At 43.2% G+C, this 17,309-nt stretch carries 15 protein-coding genes and 1 pseudogene; 12 read left to right on the top strand and 4 right to left on the bottom strand.

The genetic code is table 11. From position 1 onward, the window contains the following. Both JWG45_RS16125 and JWG45_RS16120 read left to right on the top strand, forming a co-directional pair. Positions 1–366, top strand: coding sequence for a hypothetical protein (locus JWG45_RS16125; RefSeq protein WP_205280662.1), 366 nt, complete (start codon positions 1–3; stop codon positions 364–366). Then, a complete protein-coding gene (locus JWG45_RS16120) occupies positions 366–1,481 on the top strand; it encodes a pyridoxal phosphate-dependent aminotransferase (protein WP_205280661.1) in 1,116 nt (371 codons plus the stop codon). The genes JWG45_RS16125 and JWG45_RS16120 overlap by 1 nt, the downstream gene beginning before the upstream one ends. Before the next feature lie 84 nt (positions 1,482–1,565). Here JWG45_RS16120 and JWG45_RS16115 read toward each other — a convergent pair whose 3' ends face one another. Beyond that, positions 1,566–2,609: a hypothetical protein gene (locus tag JWG45_RS16115; RefSeq protein WP_205280660.1), complete on the bottom strand. Its 1,044-nt coding sequence runs from the start codon at positions 2,607–2,609 to the stop codon at positions 1,566–1,568. Positions 2,610–2,754: 145 nt separating this feature from the next. On the opposite strand from JWG45_RS16115, the gene rpmB reads away from it, so the two are divergent. The 8 genes from rpmB to JWG45_RS16075 are packed head-to-tail and all read left to right on the top strand — an operon-like array spanning position 2,755 to position 12,676. Beyond that, the gene (rpmB, locus tag JWG45_RS16110) at positions 2,755–3,039 is read left to right on the top strand and encodes a 50S ribosomal protein L28 (protein WP_069607250.1); all 285 of its coding nucleotides are present in this window, start codon (positions 2,755–2,757) and stop codon (positions 3,037–3,039) included. Further along, complete coding sequence (gene nth, locus JWG45_RS16105; protein WP_205280659.1) at positions 2,987–3,685, top strand: endonuclease III; 699 nt, start codon at positions 2,987–2,989, stop codon at positions 3,683–3,685. Before rpmB ends, nth begins: the two co-directional genes overlap by 53 nt. A gap of 6 nt (positions 3,686–3,691) precedes the next feature. Beyond that, positions 3,692–4,114 (top strand): acyl-CoA thioesterase, encoded by a 423-nt coding sequence (locus tag JWG45_RS16100; RefSeq protein WP_118968190.1) that lies wholly within the window; start codon positions 3,692–3,694, stop codon positions 4,112–4,114. A gap of 8 nt (positions 4,115–4,122) precedes the next feature. After that, positions 4,123–4,563: a peptide chain release factor family protein gene (locus JWG45_RS16095; RefSeq protein ID WP_205280658.1), complete on the top strand. Its 441-nt coding sequence runs from the start codon at positions 4,123–4,125 to the stop codon at positions 4,561–4,563. A gap of 27 nt (positions 4,564–4,590) precedes the next feature. Further along, the gene (gene uvrC / locus JWG45_RS16090; RefSeq protein WP_205280657.1) at positions 4,591–6,420 is read left to right on the top strand and encodes an excinuclease ABC subunit UvrC; all 1,830 of its coding nucleotides are present in this window, start codon (positions 4,591–4,593) and stop codon (positions 6,418–6,420) included. 60 nt (positions 6,421–6,480) lie between these two features. Beyond that, positions 6,481–9,495: an LIC11755 family lipoprotein gene (locus JWG45_RS16085; protein ID WP_205280656.1), complete on the top strand. Its 3,015-nt coding sequence runs from the start codon at positions 6,481–6,483 to the stop codon at positions 9,493–9,495. Next, a complete protein-coding gene (locus JWG45_RS16080; protein WP_205280655.1) occupies positions 9,492–10,904 on the top strand; it encodes an LA_2168 family protein in 1,413 nt (470 codons plus the stop codon). The genes JWG45_RS16085 and JWG45_RS16080 overlap by 4 nt, the downstream gene beginning before the upstream one ends. After that, positions 10,901–12,676, top strand: coding sequence for a phospholipase D-like domain-containing protein (locus JWG45_RS16075; RefSeq protein WP_205280654.1), 1,776 nt, complete (start codon positions 10,901–10,903; stop codon positions 12,674–12,676). The genes JWG45_RS16080 and JWG45_RS16075 overlap by 4 nt, the downstream gene beginning before the upstream one ends. On the opposite strand, the gene JWG45_RS16070 is transcribed toward JWG45_RS16075, so the two are convergent. After that, the gene (locus JWG45_RS16070) at positions 12,667–13,989 is read right to left on the bottom strand and encodes an O-antigen ligase family protein (protein WP_205280653.1); all 1,323 of its coding nucleotides are present in this window, start codon (positions 13,987–13,989) and stop codon (positions 12,667–12,669) included. The genes JWG45_RS16075 and JWG45_RS16070 overlap by 10 nt on opposite strands. A 119-nt stretch (positions 13,990–14,108) precedes the next feature. Between JWG45_RS16070 and JWG45_RS16065 the strand changes: the two genes are divergently transcribed. Then, complete coding sequence (locus tag JWG45_RS16065) at positions 14,109–15,419, top strand: glycosyltransferase (RefSeq protein ID WP_205280652.1); 1,311 nt, start codon at positions 14,109–14,111, stop codon at positions 15,417–15,419. Here the strand turns inward: JWG45_RS16065 and JWG45_RS16060 are convergent. Further along, positions 15,411–16,472 (bottom strand): glycosyltransferase family 9 protein, encoded by a 1,062-nt coding sequence (locus tag JWG45_RS16060; protein WP_205280651.1) that lies wholly within the window; start codon positions 16,470–16,472, stop codon positions 15,411–15,413. The two genes, JWG45_RS16065 and JWG45_RS16060, sit on opposite strands and share 9 nt — an antisense overlap. Beyond that, on the bottom strand, positions 16,472–17,071 hold the full coding sequence (locus tag JWG45_RS16055) for a DUF4254 domain-containing protein (RefSeq protein WP_205280650.1): 600 nt from the start codon (positions 17,069–17,071) through the stop codon (positions 16,472–16,474). The genes JWG45_RS16060 and JWG45_RS16055 overlap by 1 nt, the downstream gene beginning before the upstream one ends. 127 nt (positions 17,072–17,198) lie before the next feature. Here JWG45_RS16055 and JWG45_RS16050 point away from each other — a divergent pair. Next, positions 17,199–17,309 (top strand): annotated as a pseudogene (locus tag JWG45_RS16050) (Crp/Fnr family transcriptional regulator); the annotation flags it as partial.

The raw sequence follows: 17,309 nt of genomic DNA, 5'->3' as shown, positions 1-17,309 counted from the left end.
ATGGAATCGTACGAATTCAACCAGGATGAAAACAGAGAATTCTTAAGTTTGAGTAAGGCGCTCAAGCTCGCATCTCTCTCTTTTTTTAGTCTTTCCGGAGTTTCTTTTTTTTCCGCCTTTGTCTCAACCGATACAAGCAAACTCATTTTGTATCTTGTGCCTGGAATTTTATTTCTTCTAATCGGCATTTGGAGTTACAGCGCGGGAATTTCTTTCAAAAGAATCACCGAAACCAAGGGTGAGGATTTGGATTATCTAAGAATCGGTCTTCGTAGTCTGAAGATTCACTTTTGGATTCAGATTTCTTTTGGATTCTTTGCAATTCTATTTCTCTTGGGAGGGGCCATTCTTACCCTTGTCTCTTGATGGAACCGAGAGAATTCTGGATCGAAGAAAGGCTCGAAAAATTTCGAAAGACCGCGGGATGTAATTTAGGCGAAAGCGGGATTCGAAATCTCAGTTTTGGAGAATTGCTTCAGCGTTTGGGAATCGGTTTGGAAGAACTCGAATCGATCTCCTTGGAAGACGCGCCGAACCGAGGCGATCTCGAACTTCGAGAAGAAGTCGCTAAACTTTATCCTGGAATTCCAGCCGATCAGGTTTTGATCACGACCGGAACCGGAGAAGCGCTCTACATTCTCTTTCATCTTCTTTGTAAAAAAGATGCTTCGGTTTCGTATTTTGAACCGGCGTTCCAAGCGTTGTATGAAATCCCAAGAATGATCGGAGCGGATCTCAGGCCGGTTTCTCTCTTAAATTCCTTACGAAAAAATCCAAATTCATTTTTATCCTCCGATTCTATCTTAGAATTGTTTTCGAAGAATGCGGATCTTGCCATCTTCAATCATCCACAAAATCCGAGCGGTCTTTCTTTGGATCCAAACGGGATCAAAACGATTCAAGAGGCCGCTTTGAACTTTCCCGGTTGGATTCTTTTTGACGAACACTATCGATTCTTAGATTTCAAAAACTCCTTGAGCTGGAGCGGTGCGGGTTTGAACAAACGAACGGTTTCCACGGGATCCATCACAAAATGTTTCGGAGTGATGGGGCTTCGTATCGGTTGGATGATCGGACCGAGAGAACTTTTGGAGAAGGCGAGGTCGTTCAAAGACTATCTCACACATACTGTCTCTCCGATTTCCGAATTTCTGACGATTCAGATTCTAAAAAATAGAATGCGTCTTTGCGAACCGATCAAAGAATTCCTAATTGAGAATATTCAATACTTTGAAAGTAACTGGAAGAACCTTCCCGGGCTAAACGGTTTTATTCCCCCGGGTGGCGGCGTGGTTTCCTTTGTACCTTTGAAAGAAGGACTTTTGTCTTCACAATACGCGGACGCTTTGATCGATCAGTGCGACGTCTTTGTACTTCCGGGAAGGGACTTTGAAACGGAGGGATGGATTCGTATCGGCTTCGGGGAAAATCCGGAACGCTTTCGAGCGGGAATCGATCGCTGGAAAAAGCTGCGGTTGTAAGAGCTCCTACAAGGAGCCTAACTGGCTTTTTTATACAATTTGTTTTCTATCGAAAATGTATAAACTATTTATAATATTCTAAAATTAAAAATGACGAAGAACTCGGTTTGCGAGCTGCATCGGGTGATACGCAAAAATGGCTCTTTGGAAGAATCGCCCGTGTAGGTGTTGACCTTGTAGAGAATATTGTTTTCCGCCCGCTTGTATAAAATCCGAGGCCAAGGGTTCCAATTCTTCCAACTGAATCCGAAAACGAATTTCTTTCTGAAAAAGTTTAAAAACTTGCTCTTTGGAAGAACTCTTCCACTGAAACCGATCGGGAAGAAGGTTTCGTTCCTTTAACCAGAGCGGGAGATTCTTTCGTTCTAGTTTGGAAGGAATGAGGGTCCCTAAATAATAAGATTCCGGATTTTCGAGATCCACATTTTTATCCGGGGTTTCTCTCAAATAACCTTGTGCGTAGAGATCGCAGAAGGCAAGTTCGGGAGAATACGATTCTTCATAGAATTCTTGTTTGGAAAAAGAGGCGGCTCTGGCTGCGACAAAACGGATTTTGATCTTCTTTCTGGTTCCGAAAGGAATCCAAGACACCGGCAGTTTTTCCCTCCATTCTTCCCAAGGCAAAAGTTCCTCCCAAAGGATTAAGGAATGTAGATACAATCGATACGGATTCGGAGAAGCTGCGCTCAGCAGGTCCGGGCTGGTTGCGTCTAACGTAGAATCGTTTTCTTTTTGCGTAATATTTTTTTTCCAAGGCTTTCGATGGAGAAAATGAAGTCCGTTCCGCAAAAGTTTCCACGAAAAAAACTTGGCTCGATTGGAAGCGCTCGCTTTTAGTTTTTCGGTAATTTCAATCTTTTGTTTTCCGCCGGCGAAAGAGGAACTTTTGATTTCCACTTCGGTTTCGAATTGATATGGAATTCCATTCTCGCGCAGGAGCTGAGTTTGATGCAAAAGATTTCCTAATTCTTTTTGATCCACAACCTGTTCTCTTTTGAATTCTTGGCTTAGAATGGGCTGAAGTCTGTGTTCCGCGAGGACGCTCTTGCTCTGAAAGAATGGAAGTATGTTTACGTTCCAGATTCGATCGATCCAGAGTTGAAATTTTGTGAGAGCGAGGCGGAACATGGGTGAAAGGGTTCTTTGTTAGTCTTTTTGGAAGCTTTGAGATTCTCCAGTCAAAAAGAAAAAAGTCATCCAAAATCCTACTTAAACGCCAGAAAATCGGCGGAAAGGTTGACAGAGAAAGGCGCCAATCGATTATGTCCTTACTATGGCCAGAAGATGTGAAGTAACCGGGAAGGGCACTGCCTCCGGAAACAATGTTTCCCATTCCCACATTAAGACAAGAAGAACCTGGAAGGTGAATCTTATCAAAAAAAGAATCTTTTTGGAAGATGAAAACCGTTGGGTTACAGTTCGTCTTTCTACCAGAGCTCTTCGTACTCTGAGAAAAAAAGGAATTAAGGCCGCCATCAAAGATAACGGCGGATCCTTGGGCGTTCTTGCTCCGAAAAAATACGCAGGAATCCAGAAGTCAGCTCCAAAAACAGCCTGACTCCTCGTTTCTAAAATGGTTTTCCCGAGTCTTTTCTCTTTTGAGAAAAGAATTCGGGGAAGTCGAAACCCCCCTTCACTATAAAAACGACTATGAGCTCGCGATCGCTGTTATTCTCAGCGCTCAGTGCACGGACGAACGCGTCAATCAAGTCACACCCGCTCTTTTTAAATTCTTTCCAACCTTAGAATCTTTTGCAAACGCCGACATTCTTGAAATCGAAAAGCTGATTTTCTCCACGGGCTTTTATCACAATAAGGCCAAGTCGATTCAGGGTTTTGCCCGTAAATTGTTAAACGACTTCCAGGGAAAGATTCCGAACACGATCGCAGAGCTGATTACTCTCCCGGGCTTTGGAAGAAAAACCGCGAACGTGGTTTTATCGGAAGTGCACGGACTCGTGGAAGGTATCGTAGTCGATACCCACGTCAATCGAATCGCAAAGGTTCTCGGACTTACGACAAAGAGCGACCCCGTTCAAGTGGAAAAGGATCTCATGAATCTTCTTCCCAAAAAATATTGGAGAGATATTTCCTTATATTTGATCTTCCTCGGAAGAAAGAGTTGTAAGGCGCATCGCAGATTTTGCGAAGAATGTATTTTAAAAAAAGAATGTCCCTCGTCCTCGTTTGTCAATGGAGCTTAGAAGAATATGGAAGTATTTATCGATCAAAAATTGGAAGGAATGGAACTCGCGACTCAACATATCGTGATGTCCCGGGATCTCAACCAACACGGATTTCTTTTCGGAGGGCAGATGCTCGCCTGGATCGATGAAGGCTGCGCGATGTTTGTCATGGAAAAAATTCGTTATTCGAATATCGTCACCGTAAGTATGGCCGACGTCGTTTTTAAAAGTCCCGGACTTTTGGGAGATATCATTCAGATCTTTTCCAAGATCGATAAGGTAGGAAACAGTTCGATCACGATCCGAAACACTTCAATCGGTAAGAGCCAGAGCCGGAAAGAATTGAAAGAGATCATCGACTGCAAGATCACCTACGTCTGCTTAGATGAAAACGGAAGACCGTTTCCTTATTTCCGAGATCATTTTGAACTTCAGGATTTGAAGTAATTGTTTTTATGGCTCCTCGATTTCCCGTCTCCGTAGAAAAAGAACACAAACTCTCCGAACTTATGGAATCTCTTCAGATCAAAGAATCCGATCTGGAAGAAAGTTTTACGAGAAGCGGGGGCAAGGGCGGACAAAACGTCAACAAGGTTTCTACTGCGGTTCATCTCAAACACAAGTCGAGTGGAATCGAAATCAAGTGTTCACTCTACAGAACCCAAGGGCTCAATCGATATAAGGCGCGAGCCATTCTTTGCGAGAAAATTTTAGAACAAAGACAAAAGGCGAGTTCTACGATTTCCGACGTCCAAAAAAAGGCGATACGAAACAAACAAAAAGACACAAAGAGAAAGAAGGAAAAGTATTCCAGAAAAGGACAAAATTCTTCTTCCATTCTTCCGGCAGAGGTTCCAAACTTTGAAGAAGAAGTTCCCAAAGAGACCCAAGACTAAATTCTAAAAGTCTAATGAATACGCGACATGGCTGAAATTCTAAACCACACCCTGATTTTGGAAAAGATCAAAAACTTAGGAGCTTCTCCGGGTTGTTATCTTTGGAAATCTAGAAAGGGCGAGGTTTTGTATGTTGGAAAGGCTAAAAATTTAGACAAAAGAGTCCGCAGTTATCTCAAAGAATTTCATCCCGACGTCAAAACCCGAGTCCTTCAGAGAGAAATTTTCGATCTGGATTGGATTGCGACTAGAACCGAAAAAGAAGCGCTGATTCTCGAAGCGACTCTGATCAAAAAGCACAACCCTCGTTTTAACGTTCGTCTCAAAGACGATAAAAAATATCCTTATATCTGCGTTTCCCTTTCCGAACCGTTTCCGATGGTCTATGTGACTCGAAAACTAAAGGACAACGGGGATCGATATTTTGGTCCTTATTCGGACGTTCGCTCCACAAGAGAAACGTTAGACATCATTCTTAGAATTTTTCCGATCCGTAAAACGAGACAGGTCCTCCCGCTTCCCAAACCGAGAAGACCTTGTTTGAACTTTGATATGGGCCGTTGTCTCGGGCCTTGTCAGGGAACGGTTCCCGTGGAAGAATATAAGATCGTAGTCGATCAGGTGATTCAATTCTTAGAGGGAAAAAAAGATTCTCTCGTCGGAGATCTGAGTACGAAGATGAATTCTTCCTCGGAGCGTCTCGAGTTTGAAAAAGCGGCTCGTTATCGGGACATGTTGCAGAGGATTCAAAACTTCCGGGAAAAACAAACCGTCGTAAGCACCGACGGTGGCGACGAGGACGTGATCGGATTTGCAAGGAAAGAAGACGAGGGCCAGGTGATTCTTCTCGAAGTGCGGGGCGGAAGACTCGAAACCAAAAAATCGTTTCCGATCAAGGGAGTTTTGGACGCGGAAGATTCCGAGATTATAGGTGCTTTTTTTCGAGATTATTATTTGAACGCTGCCTTGGTTCCACCTGTGATTTTTATTCCAACGGATATCCAGGAAGAAGTTTCGACCGTTATCGATGTCCTCCAAGAGAAGACCGGTTTTAGACCCAAGCTCAAATCTCCACGTACGGGAGACAAACGTTCCCTTTTGAAAATCGCGGAGAAAAACGCGGAGCTGAGTCTCACGGAAAGATTACTCGCGACTCATTACAAGGATCAGACCGCGTCCTTAAAAGAAATCCAAGAGATGTTTTCTCTCGAACGACCTCCTCATATCATAGAATGTTATGATATCAGTCACTTTCAAGGTTCTCAACCCGTGGCGAGCGGCGTAATGTTTGTGGAAGGAAAACCTTTCAAACAAGGATATAGAAAGTATAATATGCGCGGCTACGAGGGAATCAACGATCCCGGTATGATCCACGAGGTAATTTCGAGACGTTTGCAAAGAATCGCGAACGAAGAAGGAGTTTTTCCGGATTTGATCGTAATCGACGGAGGACCGACTCAGTTGACCAAAGCCTGCGAAGCGGCTGTAGAAGCGGGGGCGGAAGGAATTCCGATGGTTGGTCTTGCCAAAAAGAGAGAAGAGATTTATTTCCCCGGAGACAAGGAACCCTTTATCTTTGATATGAATTCTCCGGGAATGAAATTGCTCCGACACCTTCGGGACGAAGCACATCGATTCGGAGTGACACATCATAGAACGCGTAGAAACAAAGAGACGATGCGCGCGCTGATCCAGGATGTTCCGGATATCGGACTGAAAAGAAGCAAACTTCTCCTACAACATTTTTCGGGTGAAAAGAAAATCGAAGAAGCTACCAAAGAAGAATTGCTCGGAGTTCCCGGTATCGGGGAAAACCTCGCAGAAAAAATTTTAAAACAACTGCAAAAAAAAGAATAAAAAATCCTAAAATTCCCTCCGAGCGGATTTTTCCCGGAACCGTGGTTAGCGGAGGGAAACATGAAACTCATAACCGTCTTTACGGCGTTACTGCCTATGATCTTTTTTACTTCCTGCCGGGGAAAGGGGAATTCCACCTTTTTTATGCCGGTCGCGCAACCCGGAGAATTCAAACTTTTCTACGACCCCGCGTATTGGAGCGGTCAGGAAATTCCAAAACCCAATCTCAAAGAATGGCTTTCACCGGGAGTAAAAATCCGATCCGCGCCGGGGGTCGCTTGTCTGTTTTCGGGAACCGATTTTGTCTACGGTGTTTCTGTATGTTTTCCGGACCGGGATGGAAAGGTAGAATTAGAAATTCAAAATATTCTAAAATTCTGGAACGAACATCCCGAAGGAAGGACCGAATCTGAAGAATTTGGGTTTTCGGAACTGGGAAACGGAAGACTCAAAGTGGAACTCAACCGGGACCTTTTTGCGGACTGCGATGAAGATTGGCTGATCCTTTCCGGGGAGCCGAGTTTGAATCGAGCCCTAAAAAGAATTTCCTTTCCAGAAACGAATCTGCTTTCCGTTTTTTCGGAGAATTCCATTTCCAGACCGCATTCTCCCAATGCATTTGTGGGTTTTAGCGTTTTGGCCGGCCCCGGAAGAATGAAAGTGTTGTTTCATTCCAAAAACCGAATACACGCTCTGAACAGTTTGGTTCTTGAGATTCCCGGAGACGTTTCGATTCTTTCCAATTTTTTCTTGGAAATTCAAAAAAAGAACTCGGAAGTCTTAGGTTTTTGTCAGAAGAAAAGTCCCATACTTTCGGAGATTTTTGGAGGAACCAATTCTCCCACTGGAAGATTTCTTGAATTTCACAATTCTTCTCAGGAAACAATTTGTTTTCAAGACTTCCGGATGGAAATCGAAGGGAAAGAATTTTCGATCCAGAAAGGAAAGGCTTTTTTAATTCCGGGGGAAACCATCCTTCGCGTCGAATCCGAAAGTATTCTTTCCGGCAACGAAATTCCCGGCTTTCCCTGGGCTGAACTCAAAAAGAAAGGAGAATGGTTTTTAAAAACCGATTCCGAGCAGGTCGTCGTTCTCAATCGGGAGAGTAGCTTTCAAGAAGGCGAAAGATTTTATTCCAGCGAAGGGGATTTTTATTCGCTCTGCGGTAAACAAGGTTTTTTTGAAAGCTCCGATCGGCTTTGTATGAGTCCCGGTGCTTTTGCAAAATCGGACGACGTCGATGAATCCAATTATTGTGATTTGGAAAAGTTTCAAATCGAAGAAGTCAATTTCACAGGTCTTTTTCTGGGAGAAAGCATAAACGGGAAACATAAGTTTCTGGATTTAGAATATTCAGGAAATATAAACTGCAATCCGAATCGATTGTCCCTGGAAACCGGAGGAAAGGAATATCCGATTTGGGTGGACGTTGAACGAATTGATCCGAATTCGATTCTGACTCTGGGCAAACCAGACTGGATCCAAAAACGAATTCTGCTTTCTCGAAACGATCTCTCAGATTTGAAATTCGGAGTTGAATTTTTTATAAAGGATCGATTTTTGAAAAAGAAAGTACTTCTTTCCCAAGAAAACGATATCCTTCCGATTCTACAAAAGAAAAACGGTTTGCTACTTTCTCTTTTGTTTCGAAACGGAATTTGGATTCCCCATCCGAGTTCAAAATCCGAGGTTTTTTCCGACTCGATTCAAAATTTTCATTTTATGAATCCGGGCGCAAAAACCGAGGTGGATGAGTTTTTCAAAAAAGGAAACGCGGAACTTTCCGAACTTTCGTGGATGGGTTCTTACGATGCTGGCGTCGCTATCGCGGCCGATCGTTTTGTGGAATTGGATTCTACCAAATCTACGGTTAAAATTTTGGAAGTTCTTTCCGGAGTGAAAAGTTATCGTTTTTTGATTTTTCTTTCAGCCGGAAAAAACGTATTCTCCACGTCTGCGCTCGTTTGTTTTCCGAATGTCGACACCTGGATCGTACCGGAGTTGAATCTCGGTTCTTCTGGAAGAATTCGGATTCTTTCTTTGGAAACAAATTCTATCGAAGATGAATTTGTTTGGAATCCGCAAGGTCCGGGCATCAACTCGACTTCTCAGAAAATTCGAAGATCCGCTTCCAAGATTAGAACTCTTGCGGGAACTTCTCTCTGGAAGAACAGCGGTTTGTCCGATTTGTCCGAGCGAAAGCAGAGTTGTTCTCAGACCGAAGCGAGCCCAGGTTTTGCCAATAGAACCGTTCCCTTTCTTTTCCGAGAAACACAAACTCAGTCTTCGGCGGCAAATCCGTTTCTGAGTTGGAATCTTCCTAAGGAAGCCGGAATCGTTTTGGGAGGAATCCAAATTCTAAGCTTACCTGCGGGTTTTTCACGAACAGTCACTTTGGGTGAGTTTTTAAGTTTTTGGTCTCAGCTCAAAGTCGAAATATTCGACTTCTTGAATATTCCAAAAGAGTCTTTGAGTTATTGGCTCCCGGTGGGAGGAGAGGAGCTGGTTCTAATTCCGGGTTCTTCTTCGATTTTAATTTCAGCCGTTTATCCGAATCCGATTCTTTCCTCGAACGAATGGTTTGGAATCTGCAACCGAGGAAACGAGCCAGCGGATATACGAAGTCTCGAAATCCGCGACAGCTCCTCCTCCTCGGATCGCATCGTGGAGTATTCCTTTCGTTTCGGAACTTCTCGTCCGTCCGGTTGGGAAACCTACAACCCGGATCCTTCCGGATGGATATGGAACGATCGATTTTTACAAGTCGGCGAGTGCGGTTATGTACTTTCTCCAACTTTTAAAAACGAGTCCGTTCCGTTCGATTCGGAGCACTATCGAAAAATTTACACGATCGACAAGACCAATACAATCGGAAACGGAATCGGAAAAAACGAAGGTTTGGATCTGTTTCAGGAAATTCAACAAACTCTCGTTCCCATTCACAGTTACGGAAATCAAAATTCTCCCTTTCCGTTTGCGATCGAAGCCGAACAAGGAGAACTCATTCTTCTCCGGGAAAATCGGGTCGGAGATTCCGTCTCGGACTACGAGGTCAGAAAGAAGGATCTGCCATGAAACGATTCCTCGTATATTCCTTATTTATTATATGTTTCCCGCTTTTTGCCGCTGAGAAGAATTCCGGTTGGAAACAACTTTCTTGGTTTGGTTGGGGACTCGCTTCCGGACGGGAGGTCCGAAATTCTTCCGAAGAAGACAAGGAGGGTATTTACAAAGACCTGAGAATCAATGAATCTCTGTTTCACACAAGTCTGGACGAAAGTTATTTTTCAGAACATTGGAATCTAAAAATCCAAGCTGACGGATTTGTTTCCTCCGAGTCTAAGTTTCGCTTCTATGCGGGAAGAGATCTTTTTTTGGCGTTGAAGAATTCAAAACTTTCCCTGTCCCTTGGTAGAATTTCGGAGGAGGGAAAACATTCCTCCTTTCAGGACTGGGCTGATGGCACGGACGGAATCGTTGTCCGCGGAAACTTAAAGGAATGGGGAAATGTTCGTATCGATCTATTCGATTTCTACTCGGGTTATCAGCTTTTTGAAAAGAATTCCTTTCGAGAAACGATTCGGAACACAAAAAGAAATCAGTACGGCACGATAGGCGAAATTTCTGACCTTGAATCCGGTTCGGAGTCTTTTCGAAATCGATATCGCGGAGGAGTCGGTTATCGTTATAATCTTTCGTTTTTGGAAGGTGGGTTCAAGTTTCAATATCTGAATCTCCAAAACTGGGGAAGATACGGAGACGACCTTTCCACGGTATTGAATTCCTCGGGAGATCGAGATTATCTTACACATTCTACGATTGATTTGAACTGGAAGCAGAGCGGCTTTTTTTGTTTTTTTTCAGGGATCCTTGTGAGGGGGCAGGATAAAACGGGTTGGAACCGAATTAGAAATTCCGGAAACATTCCGATCACAGGAGAAGCAATTCTTGTTTCCCTAGGTTTTGAAAATTCCCGTTGGAAATTGGAAACCTTCGGTTTTCTTCCGGATCGCGATCGACGGAGAGAGAACGGAGAAATTTTAGAATTGGGTTTTGTGGGAATCGGTTCCAATCCTTCCCCGGTATTTGCGACCAATCAAAGCCTGGACTTTTATCCTTCCGCCTGGATAACGGAGAAAGGTTTCGAAAAACAGTTTTCCCTCCAGGCCGGAAAAAGGCAATCAGCATGGTCCGGAATCAATTTAGAATATAAGGAATCTATGATTCGATTTCGATTTTATCTCGCTTCTTATTTTTTCCTCAGGGAAAACGAAGAGTGTTCGGGAGCTTTGACATTTTCCAGGGATTCTTTTCAGAAAGGATACTTTCGGGAATCCTTTTTACAAACGACTCTTTATTTTCCAACGGAGGAAGAACGAATCCGGCTTTCCTTTGTGAAGTTAAGCTTAGGAGGTTGGATGAGCGATCCCGAGACGTCTCACAAGGAATTTTTCTTTCAAGTTCAATCGGGAGTTGTTTTATGAAAAAGAACCTTTTGCTTTTTGTGATTTTAACTCTTTCCGTTGGTTGTGAGAATTCGGAGGATAAGAATTTTTTTTGGATTGATCAGGCTCGGCCGCGTAGCCTGGAAGCGCTTTTTTCTTTTCCGGGTCGTTATGTTCCGAATTCTAAAAAACGCAACGTGCGAGATCGTATCCTCGGTTTGATCGAGGAAGCCAATCACTCGATCGATCTTTGGATTTATTCCTTCGACGATGTTGAAATTCTCGAAGCATTGAGCAGAGCCGAAAAAAAAGGAGTTCGTTTGCAGATCGTCGCGGATCCTGAAAAAGAATATCCTGAAGAGTTGATTCGGCTCGGTCTTTTTAGAAAGTGGGAAAGATCCGGTTTACAACATTCTAAAATACTCATAATCGATCGTAAAAAAGTGTTTCTGGGCTCCGGAAATTTTACCTGGTACGGATTGGAGAACGATCTCAACGGTTACGTTCTGTTCGAACTTTCGAAAGGCGAGGTTTCTGACTTTTATTCTTTTTTGGAAGAGGATCCAAGATTCCCGACCCTGGAGATTCGTCCTTTTTTGTTTTATATTTCTCCGGATAAGGGACGATTGATTCAGAATCTTTTGTTAAGAGAAGTGGATAAGGCGCAAAAAAGCGTTCGTTATCTGATCTTTGATCATTTCGATTCCGTTCTGAGTTCTCGATTGGCGCGTGCGGATCGGAGAGGGGCCGTCGTCCAGGGAGTCTACGACACACCCGTAGACGAAGAAGGAAAGTTTCTAGCAAACGTCTTGATACAACCCGGCTCTAAAATCTTGGGGGACGGAAACGAGGAAACGGTTTCGATGGATTCCTTCGGGAAAGGCGGTTTGTTACATCATAAAACCATGATATTGGATGAAACCACGCTTTTGAGCGGTTCTTTTAATTTTTCTGTGAGTGCGAGAGACAACAACAGAGAAATTTTATTCAGGACGAACGATTCGTATTTACTGCAGGAATTCAAGGAAGAATGGAATCGTGTTTATGGTCGTGCGATTCTTTATCCTTCCTTTTTTCCGGGACGGAATGTGGAGTCGAATACGATCGATTTTCGTTATTCGGAGAATTCGATTCCCAACGGAATCGAGCAAAACCTCTGTAGAGAATTCTTCGAAACAAAAGAATCCTTTTATCTAGAATCGGGGTCCGCTTTTTTGAAATCGGTTCTTGTTTACGATTTCGATCCAGGAGAACGATGCAAGGCCGTGAGCGACTTTTCATCCGCCAGTAGCGGTTTCACCGGGAGAAAATCGAATCATCCCGTAAAAAGTCCGAACTTCCGTCTGACCTCGAAGCTCTTTCAAAAAAATGGAATTCTGATTCGTGAAAGCGAGGTCGCAGAGATAAATCCGCATTTCGAAGGGAAACCGGTTTATCTTTTTGTGCCGGATCTTTTTTCAACGAGCTCCGGAAATTTACTCCTACCGGATTCGTTTTCAACAATCGGAAATCCGCTTCGAGTCTTTTACTTCCAAAAGGGATTCGGTCCTACTTCCGTTTTTTGGAATCGAATCGGTCCCTCCTTAAACATTCCCTCTTTGTTAAGCGAAGGTATGATTTTTTTGGAATTTGATTCTGCTTTTTATTCGTTTTGTTTTCACGAACGAAACAAAAAAGGAACCGAATATACGGAATTGATCAACGAAATCCTTTCCTTTCGAGTAAGCGAATTGACGACTCAAAATTTTACAGAAGAAAAAACCGCGATTCGAAGTAGAGAAGAATTCGGGTCCTATTGTTATCAATACTGAACCGACGGGGAATCGGATTCTTCTTTAGAAGTACGAAGAAAAAATCCGCTCAAAATCCAAAACAAGATCACAACCTCGTCGTCTTGGAAGTAACACTGAAAAAGACCGGAAAGAAAAAATCCGGAGATCCCGAAAAAATACAAGGACTGTGAATATGGAAGCGAAGTAGAGACGAGTTTGTAATACAAGCCCGTACCCAGCGCTAAAAAAAGAAAAACCGCCGGAAAACCGAATACCGCAAAAAGATGAAAATAGTCGTTGTGAGCGTGACCTCTTTGTGTTGTCTCATAAAAATAATAGAGTTCTCTGTGTTTTTCCGAGTGAGCGATCCTTGATTTTTCAATCTCTCGATTGTAATTTCCGGGTCCGACTCCCACAATAGGATTTTCCTCGATCAGAGGGAAGGTGGAATCCCAGATAAAAGTCCTTCCGGCGTCGGTGTGTTTTTCCTTTCCGAAGATTGGATCCGTGATCTTTTGTCCGGCTTCTGTGAAGGAAAGTCCGATCCCGATAAACAAAAGAAGAAACAAAACGCCGGCGGAAGCGATCAAAATTTTGGCCGTCGGTAATTCCTTCCGCAACGGTCCAAAAACAAGAAACGCGGTGAACGAAGAAAGTATCGCTCCGATCATCGAAGAGCGCGCGTTGTTTAAAAAGACTACGTAGAGAAAAAGAATCAGAACCAATCCTTTGATTAAGACCTCTTTCCATTTGCGATCCAAGAGGGACCGTAAGAATAAAAACAAAGGAAGCGGAAAGAAAAATTGCAAAAGCCCGCCGAACGTTAGGTGCGTATTCATAAGTCCGATCGGGAGATAAAGCGGAAGGTTTCCTATTTGTCCCATCGGATGAGTGAATTTCCAGTTGGGAGATTCTCTATAAAGATCGCTGATCAATCGAGAAAGACGCACGGAAGAAAAGCTCGAAACAAGACCCGTGACGAGTAGAACCCAAAAGAGAATGTGTAAGGCTCGATAGACGGCGGGGAATTCTTCTTTTTTTAGATTCCAGGCTACGACCAATCCTGAAAAAAGAAAGATATCTTTGAGTTCTGCGCTAAACGCGGTTTTCGCATAAATGGAAAAATTTTCTTCTTCCACGGCGTGGATACAAAAGTCGATCAGATACCAAGCGAAAAACGCAAGCGAGATCGTGATGACGGGTTCTTTCCAGAAACCTTTCGTTTTGGTTGAGAATAACGAGGCTACAAAAGCCAGGACTAAAAATCCCTGACTGAGCGAGACGGATACTCCGATCGTTACAATGCTTGCGCAGAATAAAAAAAGAGTGATTTTTCTAAGACGTTCGGGCATCTTCTCTAATCGATTGAACCCAGGTTTTTTGTAAGCTGGGAATTGTAAATTCGATAATTTGTTTCAATCGAATAGAACCAGAGGATTCCGGTAAAGCCCGTGATTTTAGGAGATCTTTGATGAGAATTCTTTATTTTTCCGATACCTTTCTGCCCAAAGTGGACGGCGTCGCTATTTCCATGAAAAACTTTGCGGAGCTTCTTGCAAAACGAGGACATACTTTTATGATTTGTTGTCCTCGTTACGGAGAAGGCGACTTTGATCAAATCGGGGATTCGATTCGAATCGAAAGATTTCGAAGCGGTTATCTTCCGAGTTATCCCGATATAAAAGTGGTCCTTCCGTCTCCGAGTAAGATCAAAAGAATCATCAAAGAATTCGAACCGGATCTAGTTCACATTCATACTCCCGGCTTGCTCGGTCTTTACGGAATCAACGCGACGGAAAAATACGGAATTCCCACGATCGGAACGTATCATACTCTCATGTCGGAACAAGACATGTATCTTTCTTTTTACAGACTTCTTAAGTTGGATAAACTTTTTTTAAGAGCGAGTAAGTCCGAAAAGAAGCTTAAGATCAAGGATCTAAGTAAGATCGAAAAGTTTGATAAGTTCAATATCCGTAAAAAGATCATTCTTAAAATTTCGAACAATATCTACGAACGCTGTGATCTGATCATTTCTCCTTCTCACTTGATTGAAAAACAACTGAGAGAATTCGGACTCAAGACAAAGATCGCCGTGATTTCCAACGGACTCGATCTCACGAGTTTTAAAGGAACGGTCAAAAAACTTCCGACCTCGCCTAAACTTTTGCACGTGGGAAGAATCTCCTACGAGAAGAATTGCGACGTGATTCTGAATGCCTTTAAGTTGATTCATGACGAGATTCCGGATTCTACTCTTACGATCATCGGAGACGGGCCGGCTCTTCCTTCTTTGAAAGTGCAGGCGCAGAATTTGGGACTGGAGAATGCGATCACATTTACGGGTTTTATCAAACGGGAAGAACTTCCCCAGGAATATCCGAAATACGATTTGTTTTTGACGGCTTCCACGATGGAAACCCAAGGACTCGTCATCTTAGAATCCGTTGCGTGCGGACTACCAGCGGTCGGTGTGGATTCCTTTGCGATTCCGGAATTGATCCACGACGGAAAGAACGGCTACATCGCAAAACCTTTTGACGTAAAGGGAATCGCCGAGAAAGCGGTTTTGATTCTTAAGGACGGCGCACTCTATGAACGTTTCTCCGAAGAATCCATTAAAATTTCCAAAGGTCATGAGATGACGGCTTGTGTCGATAAGATGGAAGAAGTTTATAAAACCATCGCGAGCGTAAAAAACAAAAAGAAAAGAAACACACTGATCAATATGTTATTTTCTCTCCCCGATCCTTTGGATCAGTTTTTGCGATTTTTAGAATAGAGTATTGATATTGTAAACGACTCGAATTCGTTTGATCACGTCTTCGGGTTGAATCCATTCCATACAAGCAAAGTCTTTTCGAAAACAGGTAGTGTTTCCGTAGATGCTGCAAGGTCTGCAGGGAAGATTATCGATTTGTAATACTCCGGAATCTTCCTGTCCGAAAGGCGCAAAACCGGAATAGGGATGTGTGGTTCCGTAGATTCCGACTACCGGTCGTTTTAAAAGAGCGGCGATATGAACGTTGGAAGAATCCATTCCAATCATGATATCCATCTTTTCCATGATCCCAAGTTCGCCTCGAATCCCGAGTTTACCGCCGGAGACAATCTTCAATGATTCTTCGCTTCCTCGACTCCAGGCTTCCAAAATTTTGGATTCGTCTCTGGATCCGAAAAGAAAAATTCTGACTCCGGGAAATTCTTCCAGAAGAAGTTTGAGAAGGGCTTGGCTTTTTTCGCGAGGCCACTCTTTGAGTTCGTGTCCGGCAAACGGCGCAAAGCCGATCCAAAGACCTTCTTTTTTTGTTACGTTCTGAGATTCAAAAAATTCTTTCGCAAAAATTTTAGACTCCGGATCCACGTTGATCCAAGGGCCTTTTCTTACGGTCGCAGGATAACCCGCTTTTTCAAAAACCTTTAAGTATCTCTCGACGGTATGGGGTAGAGGAGTGAGAATCTTTTTTTTCTGACGAATTTGTCTGAGTTTCTCTTTTCTTCCTTTTACGATTCTAAAAACTCCGATCCCTCGAATTAAAAAAAGGAGACTGATCAGTCGAGAACGAACGGAAGAATGAAGATCGATTACCTTTTCGTAAGGACCGAGTTTGTTGATTTCTTTGAAAAGACGGTATAGACCTTGGATTCCTCGATAACGTTTGAGATTAAAGCCGACTACGTTTACGTTCGGAATATTGTAAAAGAACGGAGCGTAGTTCCCCCGAGTAACGATCGTTAGTTGTATATTGGTGTATTTCGCCGCGATCGCGATGATCGCAGGAGCCATAAGGGCGACGTCGCCCATGGCGGAGAAACGCATGACTAATAAGTTCATTATTTTTTGGAATACAACGAAGGGTTGAGGTTCTGATCGTTGTACATCTTCATCTGTCTATAGACCTTGTAGAACTTGTCTCCGTTTTTCAAATCTTCCAGAAGTTCGTCGAGGCAGGTGGAAAGATCGACCCTTTGTTCGAGTAATACTTCCAGTTTCCTTTTACAGGTTTGGATATGAATTTCGTCCACATCCTTCCTATGAGTCTGTTCTTCCATGTGATAGATTTTGAGTTCGAGAATGCTCATCCGGTCTATGAGCCAAGCCGGAGTTTCCGAGTTCATTCTTGCGGACGGTTTTTTCGGGACCGATTTGAATTCGGAAGAAATCCGATCGTCTAAAATTTCCACGAGGTCGGTGCGCTCTTGGTTGAGTTTATCGATCTGTCTTTTAAAACCCACCAGGTCCTTATCCGGAAGGTCCGGTCTACGGATTTCGTCTTCTACGTGCCACTGGATCGTATCGATTTGATTTTTGCTATAAAGAATGGATTCTATGCTGTCTGAGGGAAAGGGATTCGGGGACGTGGCTTCTTTTTTATGCCAGTCTACAACGGATTGACGAAAAACGGATACAACTGAGTTCGCTTTCAAGGTCATTGTGTATAACTTTGTGCGGTAAGCCAGAAAATCAAGAGAAAAGCACGGAAAGAAGGCCGATTCAAGGAATGGGCATTGAGAAATCCTTTACATTCTCGTCCAATTCCAATAGAGTCACCTGCGTCCTATGGCACGAAAAATACATCCAGAAATTTTAAAATTTCTTTCCGGCATTTCTCTATTCCAAAAATTATCCCCGGCCGTTCTCACTCGAATCTATCAAAATATAGAAGAGAGA

This window comes from Leptospira ainlahdjerensis (assembly GCF_016919175.1).
GTDB lineage: Bacteria > Spirochaetota > Leptospiria > Leptospirales > Leptospiraceae > Leptospira > Leptospira ainlahdjerensis.
This window is presented reverse-complemented; position numbering and strand designations above follow the sequence as displayed.